Here is a 20,524-nt window from a genome sequence, read left to right as displayed (position 1 = left end):
GGTACAATCGAATGAACTGGATCGCGATCGTGGCGGCGCTCTCGGGCGCGATGGCAGTAGCGGCGGGCGCCTTTGGCGCGCATGGCGCGAGCGGCCAGGCAGCCGAGTGGCTCAAGACCGGCGGCCAGTATCAGCTGGTGCACGCGGTGGCGGCGCTCGTCGCGCTGCAATGGGCCGCGCGTGGCCCCGCCGCGCTGTTCGTCGGCGGGGGGCTGGTGTTTGCCGGTACGTTGTATTTGATGGCGCTGGGTCTGCCGCGCTGGCTGGGCGCGGTGACGCCGATCGGCGGTGCGGCACTGATCGTGGGATGGCTGTGGCTCGCCTGGCTGCTGGCACCGAAGCCCGCACGATGAGCGAACCGCAAGCACTTTGGGATCCGGTACAGGTCCGGATCTGGCTGGAGCGCCGGATCAAGGCTGCCCGCGCCGATCAGGATGTCGCCGATCGCTACGGCTGCGACCGCGAGGACGACTATGACAAGGCGGCTGCCGAGGAATGGGTGTGCGAGCAGTTCCGGCACAGCGACGCGGTGGAGGATCAGCTTCGCTTCTCCGAGGCGATCAAGGCGCTGATCGGCAGGGACGACTTCTACCGCCCCGGGGTGCGCAGCGAGCAGCGGTTCGAACGTGAGGTGAAGGCCTGCCTGCGCAAGCTGGCCAAGATGACGAAGACGAACACCGGGTTCGGGAAAACGCTTCGCTACCAGTGAGCCACACCCAGGCGCATTCCTCCGCCTAAGGGACGCGGGGGCCGGCCATCACTTGCCTGCGCGGCGGCAGCGGTCCGAGCAGTAGACCACATTTTCCCAGTCCCGCTCCCATTTCTTCCGCCAGGCAAAGGGGCGCTGACAGACCGGGCACATCTTGGTGGGCAGATCCCGCTTTGCGACGCCGCGCGGCATTGTTACGCGCCCCCGGCGATCGTAGGCATGCACGGCGCGCCCGGACACGCGGGCATCGGCACGCGCCGCGGCATCATTTTGCTTCCAGCTCGCTTTCCAGCTTCAGCACGCGGCCGCCGTCCTCCTGCTCTACCAGATAGGCGGGATTGTCCTTGGTCCCATTGCGGACAATCTTCTCGCCCTTGATCGTGCGCTGCACGCGGCGTTCGAAGCGTTCGGCAACCTTGCCCTCGGCATGGCTGCTGCCCCAGTTCCAGCGCACTGCGGCGCCTTTCGCGAAATGCTTGCTCATGGGGGCCAGAACCGGCGGCCCGCGCGCCCGTTCCGTGAGCTGGACATGACGTCCGCTTGCTCGCCCGCCCGCACACGACTATGCGCGACATGAACATGCAGCCCTCCGATCTTCGCGTCGCGCTTTTCAGCGGCAATTATAACTATGTTCGCGATGGCGCGAACCAGGCGCTCAACAAGCTCGTCGGCTATTTGCTCGATCAGGGCGTGACCGTCCGCGTCTATTCGCCGACGACCGACACCCCCGCCTTCCCGCCCACCGGCGAGCTGGTCAGCGTACCTGCCTGGCCGGTACCCGGCGGCCGCGCCGAATACAAGTTCGCCACCGGCCTGCCGAAGAGCATCCGCGCCGATCTCGAGGCCTTCGCGCCCAACATGGTGCATGTCTCGGCGCCCGAATTCCTCGGTCACGGTGCGGTGACCTGGGCGTGCAAGCAGGGCGTGGCGACGCTTGCCTCGCTTCACACCCGGTTCGAGACCTACCCCGCCTATTACCATCTCGGCTTCGTGGAGCCGTTGATCATCAAGCTGTTGACCAGGTTCTACAACCGTGTTGACCAGGTGGTGACACCGGGCAATTCCACTGCCGAACTGATCCGCGGCTGGGGCGTGACCTCGCCCATCCGCATCTGGTCGCGCGGCGTGGACCATGCCCGATTCAACCCTGCACGCCGCGACCTGGCGTGGCGGCGCTCGCTGGGGATCGGCGACGAGGAATTCGCGGTCGGCTTTCTCGGCCGGCTCGTACTGGAAAAGGGCCTCGATATCTTCGCCGAGGTCTGCAACCGCCTCGCCGTTCGCGGCGTGCCGCACAAGGTGCTCGTGATCGGCGAGGGACCGGCACGTCCCTGGTTCGCGGAGCACGTGCCCGGCGCCATCTTCACCGGCTTCCAACGCGGCGAGGATTTGGCGCGCGCCGTCGCCTCGATGGACGTGTTGTTCAACCCCTCGGTCACCGAGACGTTCGGCAATGTTACCTCGGAGGCGATGGCGTGCGGCGTGCCGATCGTCGCTGCGCGGGCGACCGGCGCGATCGATCTCGTCGAGGACGGCGTCAACGGCTTCCTCGTGCCGCCGCGGGACGTCGACGCTTATGCCGGCGCCATCGCCCGGCTCATCGAGGATCCCGCCCTCGCCGCCGCGGCTGGCGCTTCGGGCCATGCCAAGGCGCAGGCCTATGTGTGGGACCGGGTGAACCGCGCAGTGCTCGACAGCTATGTCGAGATTTTGGCGCGGCGCGGCCGCTAGTCCGGATCGCCGCCACGCGCGGCGAGCACGAAGCACAGCCGCGATCCGCCACCGGCAGGAGACTCCAGCGCGAGCGCTGTCTCATGCGCCGCCAGAATGCGCCGGGTGACGGCGAGGCCGATGCCCTGCCCGCCGCTGGTCGACCGGCCAGGCGCCGGCAGGGCGCCCTCGGGAAAGCCGGGGCCATTGTCGGTCACCGCAATCTCCACGCCGCCTTCGACCGCGCGGGCGGACAGGTGCACCGCGCCGCCTTCCCTGCCCTCCAGCGCCTGGGCTGCGTTGCGCAATAGGTTGGCGAGCACTTGGCCGATCTGCACCCGATCGGCGAGCACCTGGCCCGACCCGCCGGCAATCGTGATCGAGGGTCGGGCGCCGTGCCATGCCGCCTCGAACAGTTCGATCGCTTCGCCGAACAGGGTGTCGATCGCGACGAACTCGGCTTCCACCTCGCCCTTTTCTACCAGAACCCGCGTGCGGGCGACGATCTGTGAGGAGCGGCTGATCTGCGCGCGGGCGCGGGCGAGCTGGCGCAGCACGTCGGGCCCCCCGGTGCCGCGCAGCGCCATTTCCACCGTGGCGATGTAGTTGGACGCCGCGGACAATGGCTGCACCATCTCGTGTGCCAGCATCGCGGCGGTGCCGGCATTCTCCTCGCCCCCCTGGCGGGAAATGCTGCCGATCAGCGCACGCTGGGCCTTTTCGAGCGCATCGCGCGCCTTCATCGCCGCCAGCATCTCGGCCTCCACCAACAGGCGGTTCTTGGCGACGGCGACATAGCTGCAGATGGTGCGCAGGAAGCGGAGTTCCGTCTCGGTAAAGGGCACACCGCTGCGGCGCCCGAACCCCAGCGTGCCGAGCAGCACCTCGCCGTACAGCAGCGGCGTGCAGGCATAGCTGTCCAAGCCGACGTCGCGGATGAAATCCGTCATCGGATTGTCGCTGGCCTGCACCTGCGCCACGACGCGCGGCGTACGATCGCGTGCCACCATGCCGCACACCGCCTGGCCGAACTGCAGCCGCGCGCCTGCCGCTTTCTGCGCCGGCGTGAGCCCCCCGCAGGCTTCGAGCACCAGCAAGTTGTCCGGCTCGGCGCGATAGTGAAAATAGACGTCGAGCAGCAATTCGTCGCGCACCATCTCGAACAGATAGTCGATCATCGCGGTGGGATCGGAGGCGCCGAGCATCTTGCCGGCGCAATCGGCAAGCAAACCCAGCAGCCGAGTCTCGCGCCGCCCGCCCTCGACGACGTCGCCGTCCCGAAATTGCATGCCGACCACCGAAACCTCCAGCCTGTTGCAGCGCCGCTCCGCGCCTTTCGGATCCTGTTAGCCTTAGCGTGCGACACGCTGATTTCAAACGCTCCTGTCGGAACGGAGGGCGGGCGCCCTGCGCCAAACGTTTTCCAATCTTGCTACCGACGGTGCGCGCTGGTGCCGTATTTCTACCTAACGCTGGCGTTCCAGTCTCTTAAGTGGCCCTGCGTCACTAAACCCCCCTGATCAAGGCATAATCAAAAGGGGTCCACGTGAACCACCGTCTTCGTTTCGCGCTTGCTGCATCTTGTGCGCTGTTCGCTCTGCCCGTCCACGCTCAGGACACCGCCAAGCCCGCCCCCGAGCAAGCGGCGCGCAAGGCAAGTCCGGCAGAACCCCAGGCGCCGAAGCAGGCATTTACGACCGGCGTCGCCAAGGGTCGCGACCTGCTCGACTCGGCAATTTCGGCAAGCAGCATCGACGAAGACCAGATCCAGAAGATCGGCACGCGCTCGATCGCCGAAGTGCTGGGCAACATGCCGGGCATTCGCGCTGAAACGGCCGGCACCGACGGCCTGACCGCGGTCACCATTCGCGGCCTGCCGATGGCGGCGGACGGCTCCAAGTTCCTGCAGATCCAGGAGGACGGCCTGCCCGTCCTTGAATTCGGCGACATCCACTTCGCCTCCACCACGGCGTTCCTGCGCACCGATCTGAGCCTTTCACAGGTGCAGGCGATCCGCGGCGGTTCGGCCTCCACCTTCGCATCCAATTCCCCGGGCGGCCTGGTCAACTTCATTTCCAAGACCGGCGAGCAGGAAGGCGGCACGCTGCAGCTCTCCTCGGGCCTCAACCACGAGTTGGGCCGCGCCGACTTCAACTATGGCGGTCGCCTGAGCAAGACGGTGCGCTTCAACCTGGGCGGCTTCTACCGCCAGGGCGAAGGCCCGCGCGCAACCGGTTATGACGCGTTCAAGGGCGGCCAGATCAAGCTGAACGTCACCAAGACCTTCAACAACGGCTATGTTCGTCTGTACGCTAAGTATCTTGACGATCGCGAACCCAATTACGCGATGGTCCCGGTGGCGGTGCGCGGGACCAATGCCGATCCGACCTACGGCACGATCGCCGGCTTCGATCCGCGCAAGGACACCCTCTATTCGCGGTACCGGAGCTCGCTCCTCGCGCTGGACGGCAACAACAATGTCACCAATCTGGACCTGCGCCAGGGCAACCGCAGCAAGGTAGCATCGGTTGGCCTGGAAGCGCAGTTCGATATCGCCGGCTGGACCTTCAGCAACCGGGCCCGCTTCGCCCAGATCTCCGGCACCTACAACGAGAACAGCTCGATGGCGCTGCTGCCCGCTGCAGCGCTGGCGCCCGCCTTTGCCGGACCGGGTGCAACCCTGCGCTACGCCAGCGGCCCCAAGACCGGCCAGACGATCGCCTCGCCTGCCTCGCTCAACGGCAACGGCCTGTTGATGTACGGGCTGGAAATCCATTCGGATCTCGAAAAGCTCGACAATTTCACCAATGATTTCCGGGGTAGCCGCGTCTGGGGCGTGGGCCGTGGCAAGCTGACGACGACGGCGGGCTTCTATGCCTCGTCCCAGGCGATGGTGCAGAACCTTCACCTGCTGACGGATGTGTTCGACATCGCTCCGGGCGGAAACTCCGCTTTTGTCGACGTGATCGCGGCCAACGGAACTCCGGTTACCCAGGGCGGCGTGCTGAACTACGGCATTCGTGGCACGGGCGCCTATCGCCGGCGCTACGATCTCGACTACCGCGTGTTCGCTCCCTATGGCTCGGTGAACTATCAGGTCGGCGCGCTGTCCGTCGGGGCCAGCCTCCGATATGACTTCGGCAAGGTTAGCGGCACGCTCTACGGCAGCGATCTCGGCGGTACCCGCGTCGGCACCGCACCGATCGACATGAACCGCGACGGCGCCATCTCGCTGCCTGAACGCACGGTGGCGGTGTTGCCGCTGTCCCAGCCGGGAGCCGCGAACTACAGCTACGGCTATGCTTCTTATTCGTTGGGCGTGAACTACCGCGTCGCCGAGCCGCTTTCCGTGTTTGCCCGCTATAGCCGCGGCGCCCGTGCGACCGCGGAGCGGATCTACTTCTCGCCCGCAGTCAATTCGGCATCGGGTGCACTCACCGATCCGGCGATGGCCTATGGCCCGGTGAAGCAGGCGGAAGCGGGCGTGAAGTTCCGCAAGGACGGCGTAACGCTGTTCGCCACGGGCTTCTGGGCGTCGACGTCGGACAAGAACCTGCAGATCGGCGCGGATGCCACCGGTGCGACCGTGGTGCTGCAGATCGACCGCGATTATAGTGCCAAGGGCATCGAGCTCGAAGGCCTGTTCGAGCACGGTCCGCTCAGCCTGCGCCTCGGTGCCACCTATACCAAGGCGAAGATCGACGCAGACAAGGCGGACAAGACGCTGGTGGGCAATACGCCGCGCCACCAGCCGGACCTGATCTTTCAGGCAACCCCGCAGTTCGAGGTCAAGACGTTCACCATCGGCACCAACGTGATCGGCACCACCAGCAGCTTCGCGCAGGACGGCAATCTCCTGAAGCAGCCGGGCTACACCATCGTCAGCCCGTTCGTGCAGGTTCGCCCGGTGAACGGCATCCAGCTCGGCCTGAACGTGTACAACGTGTTCGACAAGCTCGCCTTCGTCTCGGTCAACTCGGCCGCGATCCCGGCCTCGGGTGTGGTCACGGCGCAGACGCTCACCGGCCGCACCATCACCGCGTCGGTGCGCTTCAGCTTCTGAATAGGGAACGGCGGACGCATCCCGTCCGCCCATTCGATCCGCGGACGGCCCGGCGTGGCATGCCGGGCCGTCTCGTCAATTCGGTCCATCGCGGCCGAATAATCTTTTCGCGCCAACGCATTGGTCGTTCCGATCTGGGACGCCCCGTCCCGCACGGCAACATGCGGACAGAGATACAAAAACGCGATCTTTCCGCAGCGTAGCCAGCAGCTTGCAGAAAAGCCGAGAGCCGCACCGGCGCTGCCAAGCCGGTTCAATACCGGGAAAACACATGGTTGGCGTGGAAACGATCGCACCGCAGAGCCGCGCGCCTGCTCGTCGCGAGAAACAGGGCCACCGTTGGGGGAGGCTAAGACGCTGACGTTCGTGGGAGAAAATGGAATGCGCCGCTTGTCTCTGTCTGTTGTCACCGCTGCCCTTCTCGCAACGGGTGCGCACGCCGCACCGGGCGACGCGGCCGCCGGCCTGCAGGCGCTTCGCGAACTCAATCTCGTCGTGTTCGGCACGCTGAGCACCAATGGCCAGGAAGTCGAAGGCCGCAGCTTCGTCGGGTCCCTGGCGGCAGCGAATTTCACCAATTTCGGTATCGGCTCGACCAGCCAGGGCTCGGCAGCTTCTAGCTATGACGTGCTCAGCGTCGTCGGCAACGCCACCGGCTCGTTCCGTCTCAAGGCAGGCTATGCCAATGGCAGCAACGCCAATCCGCTCGGCGATACCGCCCGGATCGGCGGCAATGTCGGCTATATCGATTTCAACGACGCGAACGGCGCGATCGGCAAGCTCGTTGCGGGCGGCAATCTGACGACGCAGTTCAACGTCAACAACCACAAGGTGACCTATGGCGGCACCGCGGCAGGGGGCATCAACGGCGCGGTGAAGGACGCCAGCCTGGCTGCCGGCGGCGCCAACGACGTGGCAGCAGGCCTCGCCGTGCAGATGAGCGCGCTGAGCAACAACCTCACCGCGCTGTCTACCCAGCTGGCCAGCCTCAAGGCGCTGGACACGATCAGCCCGACCAGCAGCGCGCTCAACTATTCGGGTGCTACCGGCGGCTATGCCGTGTTCACCATGACCGAGGCGGCGTTTACCGATCAGAACGCCAATTTCGACAACCTGTTCAAGGGCATGCCGAGCGGCGTCACCACCATCATCAACGTGCTGGGCACCAACCTGACGGAGCGCGGCAACGTCAACGACAAGGCGCTGAACCAGAACGTGATCTGGAACTTCAGCCAGGCGCAGAGCCTGTCGCTGAAGGGCTTCCACGGCACGGTGCTCGCGCCGCTCGCTTCACTGGTCAACAGCAGCGCGATCGAAGGCACCATCGTCGCCAAGTCGATGCAGCTGAACGGCGAGGTGCATCTCGGCACCTATGCGGGCACCAGCAGCTTCCTCGGCACCAGCGCGGTACCGGAACCGGCGAGCTGGGCGCTGCTGTTGTTCGGCTTCGGCACGCTGGGCGGCGTGCTGCGCAAGCGCCGTGCGCTGGCCCTTGCCTGATCCTGCGAAGGGGCGCCGCTATCGGCGCCCCTTCTGCTTATTGCCAGTTATACTGCAGCTCGCCCTCGCGAAACGCGAAACGATCAAGGTGGCGGGCGACCGCGCCCTTCAGCCCCTCGAGCTGCTCTTCCGAACTGGCGTCGACGCGAATGTCGAGTCCGGTTTCCGCGACGTTGAAGGTCACCACCGCGTCGCCGGGGTGATTGGCACCGCGTGCATCCTTCGGGAAGATCACCGTGCCGTTATCGGGGGTGAACTCCACCTGCAGATTGTGCTGCCAATGCTTGCACAGCTGCTGAAGATAGCGGCTGGCGTGTTCGGTGGGCACCAGTGCCCGGGCGCTAAAGCTGGTTGCAGTCATTTCATTCTCCCTGGCCGCGGCGGGGACGAGCCCCAATCGACGGCGTAACACCTCGATCCGCGGCATCGTTGCTCAGAGCCGCTCGATCTTGCGCGCGGCCTCGTCGAGGATCTCCGCGATCGCGTGCAGGCGCTCGGCATCTACCTCGTCGTCGAACACGCTGGCGGCAAGGACGGTCTTGAGGTTGTGCATCGCCCGACGCACCGGCCCGCCATGGGTGCGGGCATGACGCTCGCCCAGGTCGGCCAACCGTTCGAACAGCGCCGCGACTTCCGCTGCATTCTCCGCGAGGTGCGCGGATCCCGCCTCGGTAATGGCGAACTGCTTCTTGGCGCCATCGCTCTTGTGTTCGGCGATCAGGTCCATGTCGTCGAGCATGGTCAGCGTGGGGTATACGACCCCCGGGCTGGGCGCATAGGCGCCGTTTGAACGCGCCTCGATTTCGCGGATCAGGTCATAGCCATGGCGCGGGGCCTCTTCGATCAGCTTGAGCAGGATTAGGCGAAGCTCATCGCCGCCGAACATGCGTCGACCGCGGCCGCCCCGGCCACGCTCCTCCATGCCGAAGGCCATTTCGAAACCGCCGGGGAAACCCCCGCCGAAACCCCCACGACCCCGCGGCCCGAAATGCCGGCCGCCATGACCGCGATGTCCAAAGTGAAAAAACATGATGATCTCTTTCCGATATGAGTCTTGATGCGCACAAGATATATCTTGATAGAGACTATGCAAGGGCCTCCTTCGATTCTTCTTCTACCCCGCAGGAGAGGCATTCATGCGTGTCTCAGTGCGTCAGCATCGCCCGCACGCTGGGCTGCACGAACGGCAACCCCGCGCCCAGCCGCAGCACCGCATGCCGCATCGCGCGCGCGGGCAAACGCTCATCGGTGAACAGCCGCACCAGCAGGTTGGTGCCGGTATAGAGCGGCTGGCACGCCGCGCGGTGTCCGTTCTCGAACCGTCGCAGCGCCGCCGGCAGCGCCGGGTCCATCCCGCGCCGCACCGCCCCCCGCACCTCGTCGGCGAGCAGCGCCTGGCCGCTGAGCCCCAGGTTGAATCCATGCGCCGTCACGGGGTGCATCCCCACCGCCGCGTCGCCGATCAGCACCGCACGGCCGGTGACGAACTGATGCGCCCAGGTGGTGACTAGCGGATAGAGCTGCCGGTCGCTGACCACCTCCATCCGCCCAAGCCGCTGGCGAAAGCGACGGGTAAGATCGCGGCCGAGCGCCGCATCGTCGAACGCCGCCACCCGCCGTGCGGCGTCCTCGGGCAGCGTCAGCACCGCACTCGCCAGCCTTCCGTTCAGCGGCAGCAGCGCCAGCGTCTGGCGATGATCGAACCACTCGAGCGCGACGCGTTCGTGCGGCAGCTCGTGCCGCACGCGCGCCACCAGCATCGAGCGGCCGAGCGGATGAACGTCGGCGGCGATCCCCAGCGCCTCGCGGGTTTTGGACATGCGTGAATCCGCCACCACCAGGAGGCGGGCGCGCACGATCTCGCCCGAGGATAGCAGCACCTCCGCCCGCGGTCCGGTGGCGCCCGAGCGTGCGTGGACGACCTCCGCGCCGGTCACCAGCTGCAGCCCGAGTTGCTGCTTCACTGCATCGTACAGCGCCGCGCGGATGCGATGGTTGGGCACGAGATAGCCGAGCTGTTCGTCGGCCCCGCCCCCCGCAGTGAAGCTGAGGGCGAAGGGCGAGTCACCGTTGAGCACCTTCGCCGCGCGCATCGGTGCGATTTCGTCGGCCGGCAGCCGCTCCCAGGCGCCGAGCGCTTCGAGGATGCGTTTTGATCCATGGGTGAGTGCGATCTCGCGCCCGTCGAAGCGGGGGTTCGCCAGCGCTGCCTCCGGTGCGCGTTCAAGCAGCACGACTTGAAGCCCGCTGCCTTCCAGCGAACGCGCAAAGGCGAGCCCTGCCGGCCCTCCTCCAACGATGACGACGTCGCAGTCCATGCCCGAACCTCCATGCCCCCCTATCGACTTGTGGCGATGGGTGGCCGTTCCCAACCACTTGCCGTCACTCCGGCGAACGCCGGGATCCAGACGCTGTATTGCGTCGGCTCCTGCTGCGCCGGAGGGGCGAATGGATCCCGGCTGTCGCCGGGATGACGAAGGGTTTGGCGGGACAGGCGCCGCCAAGCCTTGCGCCCGATCAACCCCCGGGATGCAAATTGCGTCGCAGCCGCCTATCTTGCCCGCAATGGCCGACCTTTTCGCGACCCACGAACAACCCGCCGCGGATTCCAACCCGACCGGCGGCCCGCTCGCTGACCGGCTGCGTCCGCAGAAGCTCGACGACGTCGTCGGGCAGGAGCACCTCACCGGCCCGCAGGGTGCGATCGGGCGCATGGTCGCCGCGGGCAAGCTCAGCTCGATCATCTTCTGGGGGCCGCCGGGCACGGGCAAGACCACCATGTCGCGGCTGCTCGCCGACGCAGTGGGCTTGCGCTTCGTCGCGATCTCGGCGGTGTTTTCGGGCGTCGCCGATCTCAAGAAGGTATTCGCCGAGGCGCGCGATCATGCCCGGATCGGCAAGCGGACGCTGTTATTCGTCGACGAGATCCACCGCTTCAACCGTGCCCAACAGGACGGCTTCCTGCCCTATGTCGAGGACGGGACGGTCACGCTGGTCGGCGCCACGACGGAGAACCCCTCGTTCGAGCTCAACGCCGCGTTGCTGAGCCGCGCACAGGTGCTGATCCTGCACCGGCTCGACCATGAGGCGCTCACCCAATTGCTCGACCGCGCCGAGGCGCTGGTGGAACGTCCCCTTCCGCTGACACCCGAGGCGCGCGACGCGCTGGTGGCGAGCGCGGACGGCGACGGCCGTTTCCTGCTCAATCAGGCCGAGACCTTGTTCTCGGTGCAGTTCGAAGCACCACTCGATCCCGCCGGGCTGTCTGCCTTCCTCCAGCGCCGCGTCGCGGTCTACGACAAGGATCGCGAAGGGCATTACAACCTGATCTCCGCGTTGCACAAATCGGTGCGCGGCTCCGATCCGCAGGCGGCGCTCTATTATCTGGCGCGCATGCTCACGGCGGGGGAAGAGCCGCTGTACCTGCTCCGCAGGCTCGTCCGCATGGCGGTGGAGGATATCGGCATGGCCGATCCCAATGCGCTGGTGCAGTGCATGGCCGCCAAGGACACCTACGACTTTCTCGGCTCCCCGGAAGGCGAACTGGCCATCGTACAAGCATGTCTCTACCTGGCGACAGCGCCCAAATCGAACGCCGCCTACAAGGCGCAAAAGGCAGCCTGGAAGGTCGCGAAGGAAACCGGCTCGCTGATGCCGCCGCAGAACATCCTCAACGCACCGACCAAGCTGATGAAGCAGATCGGCTATGGCGCGGGCTATACCTACGACCATGATGCCGAGGGCGGCTTTTCCGGCGACGATTACTGGCCGGCGGAGATGGAGCCGCAGACCTTCTACGTGCCCACCGATCGCGGACACGAGAAGCGCGTCTCCGAACGACTCGCCTGGTGGGCAGCGATGCGGGAGAAGCGCCGCGATGGATGACTGGGACGATGCCTGCGCCTATGCCCTGACGCTGCCGGACGTCGCGCTCGGCAGCTGGTGGAACACGCCCTGCCCCAAAATCAACGGCAAGGGCCTGATGTCGCCGGGTCGCGCGCCCGGCAGCTTCGGGCTGATGGTGCGCATGGACGAGAAGCCGCTGCTGCTGGAAACGGATCCTGGTACCTTCTGGCAGACGGACCATTATTTCAGCTATCCGATGCTTCTGGTCCGCTATGGCACCCCGGCGCGGGTGCGGATCGAGTTGTACATCCAGCGCGCCTGGTGGGATCGCGCCAAGAAAGCGCAGCGCCTTGCCGCCGGAATGGGGACGCGGCCCTGACCTTCACCGATTTCGTCGCGATCGACTGGTCCGGTCAGGCGGTCGAGCGTCCGAAGGGGCTGGCCGTGGCGCATGTGCGGGCGGGAAGCGCCGCGCCGGTGCTGGTGGAGCGCAACTGGTCACGGGCGGACGTGCTCGCCTTTCTCGAGGATCTCGCTGCAGCGGGCACCCGCGCGCTGATCGGGCTCGATCTGTCGCCTGCCTTTCCGTTCGTGGATGCGGGCGGTTATTTTCCCGGATGGGCGGAGAGCCCTGCCGATGCACCCGCGCTCTGGGCACTGGTCGATCGCCTTTCCGCGCGCGATCCGCACCTTGCCGCCACCAGCTTCGTCCGCCACCCGGAGGCGCGACGACATTTCCGCCAGATGGGCGATTGTGGCGATCTGTTCCCCGGCGGGCGCGGCCGATTCCGCGTCTGCGAGGCGGGCCAGGAAGCGATGGCGCTTTCCCCCTACAGCTGCTTCAATCTGGTAGGCGCGAGCCAGGTCGGCAAATCGAGTCTCACCGGGATGCGCGTGCTCCATCGCTTGCGGGGCCGCATCGGCATCTGGCCGTTCGACCCGCTGCCGGAAACCGGGCCGGTGCTCGTCGAGATCTACACCTCGCTGGCCGCACGATTGGCGGGGATGCGCAAGGGCATCTCCAAGATCCGCGACGCCGACACGCTGGACGCCATGCTGGCCGCCTTCGGTAGCGCGCCACACGCGCCGCTGTCCCGCTATGACGACCATGCGACCGATGCCATGCTCAGCGCGGCCTGGCTCCGGATCGCCGCGAAACAGCCGCACCTATGGGCCCCCGCCCGCCTGACGCGCGATCTCGCCATCACCGAGGGCTGGACCTTCGGCGTTCCCTGAAGGATAGGACTTTTCTAGGACCTGCGGCACGGAACCGAATACCTTATGCGGCGATTGCTCGAAGTGTGCGTGGAAGACGTGGCGGGGATCGACGCAGCGATCGCCGGAGGGGCCGATCGGATCGAACTGTGCGCGGCCCTGGCGGTAGGCGGCCTCACCCCGCCCGCTTCGCTGATCGCGGCAGCGGCGCAGGCGCCGATCCCGGTCCATTTGCTCGCCCGTCCCCGCGACGGCAATTTCGCCTATACGGCCGCCGAGGCTGCGCTGGTGGCGGCCGATATCCGCGCCGCGGCCGAGGCAGGTCTGGCGGGCGTGGTGATCGGCGCGAGCCGCGCGGACCAAAGCCTCGATGCTGACCTGCTAGCCCAGTGGATCGCAGTCGCGCGCAGTTGCGACCGCCCCCTGTCGCTGACCCTTCATCGCGCCTTCGACCTGTGCCCCGATGCGCCTGCGGGCCTTGAGACGGCGATCGCGCTCGGCTTCGATCGCATCCTTACCTCGGGGGGCGCCCCACGAGCGGTCGACGGGATCGGGACGCTCGCCCGACTGGTGGCGGCGGCGGGCGACCGATTGACGATCCTGCCCGGCAGCGGGATCGACAGCACGACGCTGCCGGCGATCCTGAAAACGGGCGCGCGCGAGGTCCATGCGTCCTGCCGCAGCCCGCAAGGCGCTGTCGACGCTCGGGAAATTGCCTTCGGGTTTCAAACCGGCCCGCGGCTTGTGACCGATCCCATCAAGATCGCAGGCTTGCGGAAATTGCTCGATGTGCAAGCTAGTGCTTGAACAATACCAATATGTAACTTATCCCTGATTCGGTCATAGCCAGTGGAGGCAATGGGGGACATGATCGCTGAAATCGAAAAGCCCGCGGGTAGCGTGACGCTGATGGCGTCCGAAGCTGCCGAAGCCGGTGCAGCGGTCCGCCGCCTGCTCGCTGCCAACGGCCCGGCACTTGCCGCGCTGGCGGAAGACCTTCGCGCCAATCCGCCTGCCCTTGTCGTCACCTGCGCTCGCGGCTCCTCGGATCATTCGGCAACCTATGGCAAATATCTGATCGAGACGATGCTGGGCGTGCCGGTGGCATCCGCCGCCCCCTCGGTCGCATCGGTATTCGAGGCCACGGTCTCCACCGCGCGCGCGCTGTGCATCGCGGTATCGCAGAGCGGCCGGAGCCCGGACCTGCTCGCCACCGTCAAGGCCTATCAGGCAGCCGGCGCCCGCGTCGTCGCCTTCGTCAACGACGAGGAATCGCCGCTTGCCGCGATGGCCGACACCACCATTGGCCTCAAGGCGGGTCCCGAACGCTCGGTCGCCGCGACCAAGTCGTACATTACCGCGTTGGCCGCCTTCGCCGCGCTCGTCTCCGAATGGGCGCAGGACGAGACACTGCGCTCGGGCCTGACTGTGCTGCCAGAACAGCTCGAAGCGGCCCGGGATTTCGATTGGTCACCGGTTGTGGACACGCTGCGCGAGGCGACCAACCTGTTCGTGATCGGCCGGGGCTACAGCTTCGCCGTCGCCCAGGAAGCCGCGCTCAAGTTCAAGGAAACCTGCAGCCTGCACGCCGAGGCGTTCAGCGCCGCGGAAGTACGCCACGGCCCGATGGCGATCGTCGGCGAAGGCTTTCCCGTGCTCGCCTTCGGCACGTCGGACACGGCGGGCGACAGCGTCCGCGAAGCCTCGGCCGAATTCGCCGAGCGCGGCGCGCGCGTCTGCCTGGCCGACGCCAAGGCCGGCGAAGCCTCGCCGCTGCCGGTACTCGCCGGTCACCCGGCGCTGGAGCCGATCCTGATGGTCCAGAGCTTTTACCCGATGGTCAACGCGCTCTCGCTGGCGCGCGGCAATAATCCCGATGCGCCGCTGTATCTCCGCAAGGTGACCGAGACTCGATGAGCAGTTTCCGCTTCGTCAACGGCCAGATCGTCACCGCCGCCGGCACGTTGCCGGAAGCGGTGATCGAAGTTGATCAGGGTCGCATCGTCTCGATTTCCGCCACCGGCACCGGCACCGACACGATCGATCTCGACGGCGGCTGGATCGTCCCCGGTTTCATCGACGTTCAGGTGAACGGCGGCGGCGGCGTGCTGTTCAACGACGATCCGACGATCGCGGGGATCGCCGCGATCGGTGCGGCGCATGCCAAGTTCGGTACCACCGCTTTCCTGCCGACGCTGATCAGCGACGTGCCCGAGGTGATTGCCCGTGCCCTGGACGCCACCGATGCGGCGATCGAGGCGGGCGTGCCTGGCGTCGTCGGCGTGCACATCGAAGGCCCGATCCTCAACAAGGCGCGCAAGGGCATCCACGATGCGGACAAGTTCCGCGGACTGGACGCCGGCATGGTCGAACTGCTCGGCCGCCCGCGCCGCGGCAAGGTACTGGTGACGCTCGCGCCGGAAATGGTCGATCTCGCGGATGTCCGCCGCCTGGCCGACGCGGGCGTGATCCTCGCCATCGGGCACAGCGACGCGCCCTACGACACCGCGGTCGCCGCGTTCGCGGCCGGCATGACCGGGGTGACCCATCTCTACAATGCGATGTCGCCGCTGCTGCACCGCGCGCCCGGCGTGGTCGGTGCTGCGCTGGAGAACCAGACGGCCTATTGCGGGATCATCCCCGACGGCTTTCATGTGCATGACGCGGCACTGCGGATCGCGCTGGCCGCCCGGCCGCACGATCGCTTCCTGCTTGTCACCGATGCGATGCCGAACGTGGGATCGGACATGGCCTCGTTCGATCTGCACGGCCAGCATATCCGCGTCGAAGGCGGACGCCTTCTCGGACAGGATGGTACGCTCGCCGGCTCGGCACTCGATATGACCGGCGCGTTCCGGCACATGGTCACCCGTATCGGCACCTCGCCTGAGGACGCCGCGATGATGGCCGCCGCCAGCCCCGCCGCATTCCTCGGCTTGTCGCACGAACGCGGCACGCTCGCGCCCGGCCTGCGCGCCGACTGGGTGCAGATGACCCGCGACTTCCAGCCCGCCGGGTGCTGGATCGGCGCAACCCGCTTCCCCTGAGCCCACGGAGACCCGCCCTGAGCACGATCGCGCCGCCCTCTTCCCATGACGACGCCGCTGCCGGGGTCCTTGCCATCGGCGCGCCGATGGCCGGCTGGCTGATGCCGCTGGAGGAGGTTCCCGATCCGGTCTTCGCACAGCGCATGCTGGGCGACGGCGTCGCCATCGACCCGACGGAGGGCTGTCTCTACGCGCCGTGCGACGGCGAAGTGACGGTACTGCAGCCCACCGGCCACGCGATCACGCTGCGCGCCGGCGATGGCGTGGAGTTGCTGATGCATATCGGCATCGACACGGTGCAACTGGCCGGCGCCGGGTTCGATCCGCAGGTGAAGGTGGGCGATCAGGTGCGCGCGGGCGATGTGCTGATCCGCTTCGATCTCGACGCGGTTGTATGCGGCGCGCCCTCGGTGGTGACCCCGGTCCTGGTGATCGGCCAGGATGGACTGTTGCTCGGCGGCAAGCACGGCGGCGGCATGGTCGCGCCGGGTGAGCCGATCTTCACCCTCCGGCGGGAAACGGCTGCGTCTGAAGCGCCGGTCATGGCCCCGGGCGAGACCGCCGTCCGCGAGGTGGTCGTACCGCTGGCGCACGGCATCCACGCCCGCCCCGCCGCGAAGCTTCGCGAGGTGCTGGTGCCCTTCGCCGCCAAGGTGACGATCGCCAAGGGCGGCCAGAGCGCGGACGCGCGCAGCCCGGTCCGGCTGATGACGCTCGGCATCAAGCTGGGCGATACCATCCGCATCATCGCCGAGGGCGGTCGCGCCGAAGAAGCTGCGGCAACGCTGGCCGCACTGATCGAGAGCGGCATGGGCGAGAAGGCCGATCCGGCGACCGCGCCGGCGCCAGTCCTCCCTCCCGTCGTCGCGTCGGTCACCGGCGAGCCCGGCCTGCTGGGCGGCGTGACCGCCGCACCGGGCCTCGCGATCGGCACCGCTCGCTTCTTCCGCCTCCCCGAGCTCAGCATCGATCCCGTGGGCAAGGGCGCCAGCCTGGAGCGGGCCCGTCTTGAGGACGGCATCGCCAAGGTCGGCCGCGCGATCGATGCGGATCTCGCCCACGCCGCCGGCCCGATGCGCGCGATCCTGTCGGCGCATCGCACGATGCTCGACGACCCGGACATGATCGAAACCGCACGACAGGCGATCCTCGACGGTGCCAGCGCCGGCCAGGCGTGGCGGCTCGCGCTGCGTCCGCAGGCGGATCTGCTGCGCGCCAGCGGCGACGCGCATCTCGCCGAGCGCGCCGACGACATGGTCGATCTGGAGCGCCGTGTCGTGTCCGCCATCGAAGGGCTGGAGGATGCACCTCTGATATTCCCGCCGGACACGATCCTGCTCGCCGACGATCTGCTGCCGTCGCAGGTCACCGGGCTCGATCCGGCGCAGGTGCGCGGCTTCGCCACCGTACGCGGTGGCCCGACCTCGCATGTCGCGATCCTCGCCGCGAGCCTCGGCATTCCCGCGCTCGTCGCAACGGGTCCGTCGCTGCGAACGATCGAGGAAGGCACAACGCTGATCCTCGACGCCGGTGCGGGCACCCTCCGCGTGGCGCCGAGCGAAGACCAGCGCGTCGAAGCTCAGGCGCGCGTTGATGCGCGCGTCGCGTCACTTGCAGCGGCCCGCGCGGCCGCCGCGGCGCCGGCGAGGCTCGCCGACGGCACCCGCATCGACGTTTTCGCCAATCTCGGCTCGGTGGGCGACGCCGAGCGCGCCGTGGCCGCGGGTGCGGAGGGTAGCGGCCTGCTGCGCACCGAATTCCTGTTCCTCGATCGCGAGACGCCCCCGAGCGTCGCCGAACAGACCGCCGAATATCAGGCGATCGCCGACGCGCTGCAGGGCCGCCCGCTGATCATCCGGCTGCTCGACATCGGCGGCGACAAGCCCGCGCCCTATCTGCCGATCGCGGCGGAGGAAAACCCCGCGCTCGGTTTGCGCGGCATCCGCGTCGGCCTCGCCCATCCCCATGTGCTGGAAGATCAGCTCCGCGCGATCCTCGGCGTGCGCCCGATCGGCATCGCGAAGATCATGCTGCCGATGATCGCCAGCGTCGGCGAACTGCGTGCCGTCCGCGCCGTGCTCGATCGCCTGCGCGGCGAGCTCGGCATCGGCGAGAGGGTCGAACTCGGCATCATGGTCGAAACCCCTGCCGCCGCCGCCACCGCCGACCTGCTCGCCGCCGAAGCCGACTTCCTTTCGATCGGCACCAACGATCTGACGCAATACACGCTCGCCATGGACCGCGGGAACCCGGCGGTGGCGAGCGGCATCGACGGGCTCCACCCGGCGGTGCTGCGCCTGATCGCCGATACCTGCCGTGGCGCTGCCGCCCGGAGCCGCTGGGTTGGCGTGTGCGGCGGCCTTGCCTCCGATCCGCTGGCCGTGCCGATCCTGGTCGGTCTTGGCGTCACCGAGCTTTCCGCCACCGTCTCGGTCGTGCCGGAAGTGAAGGCGCTGCTCGCAACCCTGACGCTCGAGCGCGCCCGCGCCCATGCCACCGCCGCGCTGGCCTGCGCCACCGCCGCCGATGTCCGCCGTCTTGCCCGGGAATTCACCGCATGAAGCAGATCCTCGAAACGCTCCAGCCGCTCGGCCGCGCGCTGATGCTGCCGATCGCGGTGCTGCCGGTGGCGGGGCTGCTGCTGCGGCTGGGCCAGCCCGACCTGCTCAACATCGCGTTCATCAGCGCCGCCGGCGACGCGCTGTTCTCGCATCTTGGCCTGCTCTTCGCGATCGGCGTCGCGACCGGCTATGCCAAGGACGGCAACGGGGCGGCGGCGCTCGCCGGCATCGTCTGCTTCCTGGTCTCGACCGAGGCGGGCAAGAGCCTGCTCGCGGTGCCCGACGCAATCGGCGCGGGGCTGGACAAAGACCAGACGGCGCTGGCCGTGGCCGCGTGGAAGGCCAAGGCGGTAGCCCGGCTAGACGTGCCGATCGGCATCGCCTCCGGGCTGATCGGCGGGAGCTTCTACAACCGCTTCTCGGCGATCAAGCTGCCCGCGTATCTCGCCTTCTTTGGCGGCCGCCGCTTCGTTCCTATCGTCAGCGGGCTGGCGGGCCTCGTCATCGCGGTGATCGTTGGCGTCGGCTTCCCGCACATCAGCGCGGGTGTGGACGGGCTCAGCCATGGCATTGCGGGCGCCGGCAGCTTCGGGCTGTTCGCCTTTGGCGTGCTCAACCGCGTGCTGCTGGTCACCGGCCTCCACCACATCCTCAACAACGTGTTCTGGTTCGTACAGGGCGACTATAACGGCGCGACGGGCGACCTGCGCCGCTTCTTCGCCGGCGATCCGAGCGCGGGCGCGTTCATGGCGGGCTTTTTCCCGGTGATGATGTTCGGCCTGCCCGCCGCCTGCCTCGCCATGTACCGCGCCGCCCTGCCCGAGCGCCGCAAGGCGGTGGGCGGCCTGCTGTTCAGCCTCGCGCTTACCTCGCTGCTCACCGGCGTGACCGAGCCGATCGAATATAGCTTCATGTTCCTGGCACCCGCCCTCTACGTCGTCCACGCAGTGCTGACCGGCGTCGCGATGGTGGTGATGAACGTACTGGGCGTGAAGCTGGGCTTCGGCTTTTCCGCGGGTCTGTTCGATTATGTGCTGAACTTCGGCAAGGCCACCCGGCCGCTGCTGCTGATCCCCGTCGGCCTCGTCTATTTCGCGCTCTATTACGGCATCTTCGCCTGGGCCATTCGCCGCTTCGACCTCAAGACGCCCGGCCGCGAGGCGGAGGCACCCGCGGCCGGCGATGTCGTGAGCGCCGTCCCCGCGGGATCGCGCGGCGAGGCCTTTGCCCGCGCCCTGGGCGGCACGGCCAATCTGGTCGAGGTCGGCGCCTGCACCACGCGCCTGCGGCTGATCGTCGCCGATCAGGGCGTGGTCGACGACGCTGCACTCAAGGCGCTCGGCGCGCACGGCATCCTTCGCCCCTCGGCACGGGCGCTGCAGGTGGTGCTCGGGCCGATCGCCGACGTGGTCGCGGTCGAAATTCGCGACGCGACGGCGCGTGGCGGCGTGACAGTGCCGGCCGTCCCCGTGGCTGCGGTGACAAACGAGGCGCCGGTCGTGCTGCGATCGGCGGCCCTCGCCGCGCTGGGCGGCGCTGCCAATGTGGTTGCGGTCAGTGCGCATGATCACCGCCTGCGGATCAAACTCGCCGACGGATCCGCCCTCGACGCGGATGCGCTGAATATGCTGGGCGTGCGCGGCGTTGCCCGGCCGGCACGCGACATCGTCCACCTGCTCGCCGACGACTCAATCCTCGCAGCGCTTCGCGGCTGACCCCATCCCTGCCCGGCCGCCGGCCAATGCCGCGCCGGGCAGCGGATATTGACCCCGTCCATCCCGGAGCCGGGCGCCCCCCAGACTGCACCCTACACGCGCTCGACCCCTTGGTTCGTGGCGGCAGATACCTGATCGCATCCCTACCGTTGCGTCCC

Annotated in this window: 19 protein-coding genes; 13 read left to right on the top strand and 6 right to left on the bottom strand. The window is 67.6% G+C overall.

All coding sequences use genetic code 11. The features are described from left to right. The first annotated feature begins 11 nt into the window (after positions 1 to 11). Entirely contained in the window at positions 12 to 353 is a 342-nt protein-coding gene (locus OIM94_RS01185) for a DUF423 domain-containing protein (protein WP_264608315.1), read from the top strand. After that, positions 350 to 709 (top strand): hypothetical protein, encoded by a 360-nt coding sequence (locus OIM94_RS01180; protein ID WP_264608314.1) that lies wholly within the window; start codon positions 350 to 352, stop codon positions 707 to 709. The genes OIM94_RS01185 and OIM94_RS01180 overlap by 4 nt, the downstream gene beginning before the upstream one ends. A gap of 48 nt (positions 710 to 757) precedes the next feature. On the opposite strand, the gene OIM94_RS01175 is transcribed toward OIM94_RS01180, so the two are convergent. Both OIM94_RS01175 and OIM94_RS01170 read right to left on the bottom strand, forming a co-directional pair. Further along, on the bottom strand, positions 758 to 901 hold the full coding sequence (locus tag OIM94_RS01175) for a DUF2256 domain-containing protein (protein ID WP_264608313.1): 144 nt from the start codon (positions 899 to 901) through the stop codon (positions 758 to 760). Positions 902 to 974: 73 nt separating this feature from the next. Then, entirely contained in the window at positions 975 to 1,193 is a 219-nt protein-coding gene (locus OIM94_RS01170; protein WP_264608312.1) for a DUF2945 domain-containing protein, read from the bottom strand. 95 nt (positions 1,194 to 1,288) lie between these two features. Between OIM94_RS01170 and OIM94_RS01165 the strand changes: the two genes are divergently transcribed. Then, positions 1,289 to 2,440 carry a glycosyltransferase family 4 protein gene (locus OIM94_RS01165; RefSeq protein WP_264609958.1) on the top strand — a complete coding sequence of 384 codons (1,152 nt, stop codon included), beginning with the start codon at positions 1,289 to 1,291 and terminating at the stop codon, positions 2,438 to 2,440. Here OIM94_RS01165 and OIM94_RS01160 read toward each other — a convergent pair. After that, the gene (locus tag OIM94_RS01160; RefSeq protein ID WP_264608311.1) at positions 2,437 to 3,708 is read right to left on the bottom strand and encodes a sensor histidine kinase; all 1,272 of its coding nucleotides are present in this window, start codon (positions 3,706 to 3,708) and stop codon (positions 2,437 to 2,439) included. The genes OIM94_RS01165 and OIM94_RS01160 overlap by 4 nt on opposite strands. Positions 3,709 to 3,965: 257 nt before the next feature. On the opposite strand from OIM94_RS01160, the gene OIM94_RS01155 reads away from it, so the two are divergent. Together OIM94_RS01155 and OIM94_RS01150 are read left to right on the top strand one after the other, a co-directional pair. Further along, the gene (locus tag OIM94_RS01155; RefSeq protein ID WP_264608310.1) at positions 3,966 to 6,482 is read left to right on the top strand and encodes a TonB-dependent receptor domain-containing protein; all 2,517 of its coding nucleotides are present in this window, start codon (positions 3,966 to 3,968) and stop codon (positions 6,480 to 6,482) included. A 381-nt stretch (positions 6,483 to 6,863) separates the two neighbouring features. After that, complete coding sequence (locus tag OIM94_RS01150) at positions 6,864 to 7,982, top strand: collagen-binding domain-containing protein (protein ID WP_264608309.1); 1,119 nt, start codon at positions 6,864 to 6,866, stop codon at positions 7,980 to 7,982. A gap of 37 nt (positions 7,983 to 8,019) precedes the next feature. Here OIM94_RS01150 and OIM94_RS01145 read toward each other — a convergent pair whose 3' ends face one another. From OIM94_RS01145 to ubiM, 3 genes are all read right to left on the bottom strand, one after another. After that, the gene (locus OIM94_RS01145; RefSeq protein ID WP_264608308.1) at positions 8,020 to 8,343 is read right to left on the bottom strand and encodes a DUF2218 domain-containing protein; all 324 of its coding nucleotides are present in this window, start codon (positions 8,341 to 8,343) and stop codon (positions 8,020 to 8,022) included. Between the two features lie 72 nt (positions 8,344 to 8,415). Next, positions 8,416 to 8,916 carry a PadR family transcriptional regulator gene (locus OIM94_RS01140; RefSeq protein WP_264608307.1) on the bottom strand — a complete coding sequence of 167 codons (501 nt, stop codon included), beginning with the start codon at positions 8,914 to 8,916 and terminating at the stop codon, positions 8,416 to 8,418. A gap of 211 nt (positions 8,917 to 9,127) precedes the next feature. Beyond that, positions 9,128 to 10,300, bottom strand: coding sequence for a 5-demethoxyubiquinol-8 5-hydroxylase UbiM (ubiM, locus tag OIM94_RS01135; RefSeq protein WP_264608306.1), 1,173 nt, complete (start codon positions 10,298 to 10,300; stop codon positions 9,128 to 9,130). Positions 10,301 to 10,547: 247 nt separating this feature from the next. Between ubiM and OIM94_RS01130 the strand changes: the two genes are divergently transcribed. From OIM94_RS01130 to nagE, 8 genes are all read left to right on the top strand, one after another. Beyond that, complete coding sequence (locus OIM94_RS01130; RefSeq protein WP_264608305.1) at positions 10,548 to 11,867, top strand: replication-associated recombination protein A; 1,320 nt, start codon at positions 10,548 to 10,550, stop codon at positions 11,865 to 11,867. Continuing rightward, positions 11,860 to 12,207 carry a hypothetical protein gene (locus OIM94_RS01125; protein ID WP_264608304.1) on the top strand — a complete coding sequence of 116 codons (348 nt, stop codon included), beginning with the start codon at positions 11,860 to 11,862 and terminating at the stop codon, positions 12,205 to 12,207. The genes OIM94_RS01130 and OIM94_RS01125 overlap by 8 nt, the downstream gene beginning before the upstream one ends. Then, positions 12,150 to 13,064, top strand: coding sequence for a hypothetical protein (locus OIM94_RS01120; protein ID WP_264608303.1), 915 nt, complete (start codon positions 12,150 to 12,152; stop codon positions 13,062 to 13,064). The genes OIM94_RS01125 and OIM94_RS01120 overlap by 58 nt, the downstream gene beginning before the upstream one ends. Positions 13,065 to 13,109: 45 nt before the next feature. Continuing rightward, positions 13,110 to 13,850 (top strand): copper homeostasis protein CutC, encoded by a 741-nt coding sequence (locus OIM94_RS01115; RefSeq protein ID WP_264608302.1) that lies wholly within the window; start codon positions 13,110 to 13,112, stop codon positions 13,848 to 13,850. A gap of 60 nt (positions 13,851 to 13,910) precedes the next feature. Beyond that, the gene (locus OIM94_RS01110) at positions 13,911 to 14,960 is read left to right on the top strand and encodes an SIS domain-containing protein (protein WP_264608301.1); all 1,050 of its coding nucleotides are present in this window, start codon (positions 13,911 to 13,913) and stop codon (positions 14,958 to 14,960) included. Continuing rightward, on the top strand, positions 14,957 to 16,090 hold the full coding sequence (gene nagA / locus OIM94_RS01105; protein ID WP_264608300.1) for an N-acetylglucosamine-6-phosphate deacetylase: 1,134 nt from the start codon (positions 14,957 to 14,959) through the stop codon (positions 16,088 to 16,090). The genes OIM94_RS01110 and nagA overlap by 4 nt, the downstream gene beginning before the upstream one ends. 86 nt (positions 16,091 to 16,176) lie before the next feature. Beyond that, on the top strand, positions 16,177 to 18,651 hold the full coding sequence (ptsP, locus tag OIM94_RS01100) for a phosphoenolpyruvate--protein phosphotransferase (protein ID WP_264608299.1): 2,475 nt from the start codon (positions 16,177 to 16,179) through the stop codon (positions 18,649 to 18,651). After that, positions 18,648 to 20,366 carry an N-acetylglucosamine-specific PTS transporter subunit IIBC gene (gene nagE, locus OIM94_RS01095; RefSeq protein ID WP_264608298.1) on the top strand — a complete coding sequence of 573 codons (1,719 nt, stop codon included), beginning with the start codon at positions 18,648 to 18,650 and terminating at the stop codon, positions 20,364 to 20,366. Before ptsP ends, nagE begins: the two co-directional genes overlap by 4 nt. The last annotated feature ends 158 nt before the right edge of the window (positions 20,367 to 20,524 follow it).

It is taken from the genome of Sphingomonas sp. R1, assembly GCF_025960285.1.
GTDB lineage: Bacteria > Pseudomonadota > Alphaproteobacteria > Sphingomonadales > Sphingomonadaceae > Sphingomonas.
The sequence above is the reverse complement of the archived record's forward strand: the minus strand, read 5'-3'. Positions and strand labels throughout refer to the sequence as shown.